Origin of the sequence: Candidatus Chloroploca asiatica, from assembly GCF_002532075.1 — a bacterium.
Classification (GTDB): Bacteria; Chloroflexota; Chloroflexia; order Chloroflexales; family Chloroflexaceae; genus Chloroploca; species Chloroploca asiatica.
In genome coordinates this window covers 1-1,155 of sequence record NZ_LYXE01000039.1, presented here as the reverse complement: position 1 = coordinate 1,155, position 1,155 = coordinate 1, and the positions used below count along the sequence as shown (strand labels likewise).

At 68.6% G+C, this 1,155-nt stretch carries 1 protein-coding gene; it reads left to right on the top strand.

Features of this window, described 5'->3' with window-relative positions:
* Nucleotides 1-1,155, top strand: a 1,155-nt coding sequence (locus A9Q02_RS24095; RefSeq protein WP_172450589.1) for an integrase catalytic domain-containing protein, incomplete at both ends; no start/stop codon positions are given.

Below are 1,155 nucleotides of genomic sequence, written 5' to 3'. Positions count from 1 at the left end.
GGCGTATCCCGGGCAACGACCGTTCCTCTGCCAGACCTGGCTGGCGGGCTGGTTCGACACGCTCCAGGAATTGCTCAGTCGGTGGGAGGATTATCACGAGGCGGGTGACTGGCAACGCCTGATGAGCCGCCGTGATGGCCCCCTCCTGCCTCGTGCGCAGCAGCAGGCGCTCATCCAGTGCTGGGCGCGCCACCTCTGGTGGTCCGTCGCCGAGGTGCAGGCGGCCGCTGCGGCCGAGGGTCTGGTGCTCAGCGAACACGCCATCACCCACCTGGGTCAGGACAGTGGGCTGCTCGCGGTTCGACGCGTGCTGCGCGAGCGCTTCCAACTCAGCGCTGAGACGCTCCGCCCCAAGGACGACTGGCTGGTGCAGCAGCTCTTTGCCCAGATCGACCAACTCCAGGCTCACCTGGAGGCCGGCACGCGCCCGGTGGTCGAACAGCAGGGCGATCTGCGCGAACTGCTGGCGCTGCGCACGGAACTCGGCCTGGGCTCGGGCCGCGAGTTGGAGCGGCCGCTGCCCTGGGCAGCGCACCTCCAGCAGGTGCGCTGCGGCGACTGGCACGCTGTCGACGACGCGACCGTCCACTGTCCGCACTGCGGCGGCAGTCAGGTCCGGCGCAAAAGCCGCACGCCGCGTCTGAAACACTATTGGGACGCCCAGGGTCAGCCCCAAACCGTGGACGTCTTCCGGTACTCCTGCCAGAATCCGGCCTGCCCGCACCAGACCTTTACCAACCTGCCATCCGACCTGCTGCCCCATTCGCCCTGGCGGGCGGAGGTGCACCTGGCGGCGCTGGGAGCCTACGAACTGGGGCGGGGCAGCTACCGACGGGTGGCGGCGGGATTGGGGATCTCGACCGCAACGGCCTCCCGCTGGGTCAGTCAGTTCGGTGGGCAGTTGCTGCCAGTGGCGGCGCTGTTTGGGGTGGTGCGCAGCAGTGGGGTGGTTGGCGTGGACGAGAAGTGGGTGCGCGTGCATGTGCCGGGGAAGCACGGCTCTCGCTGGATGTACGTCTCGGTGGCGGTGGACTGCTTCAGCTCCGACTTGTTGCACATCGCCATCGCCCCACAGGCGGGCACGGCGAGTGCGCAGGCCTTTCTGCTGGCACTGAAGGCCAAAGGCTACCACCCGCAGGTGATCGTGACCGACCT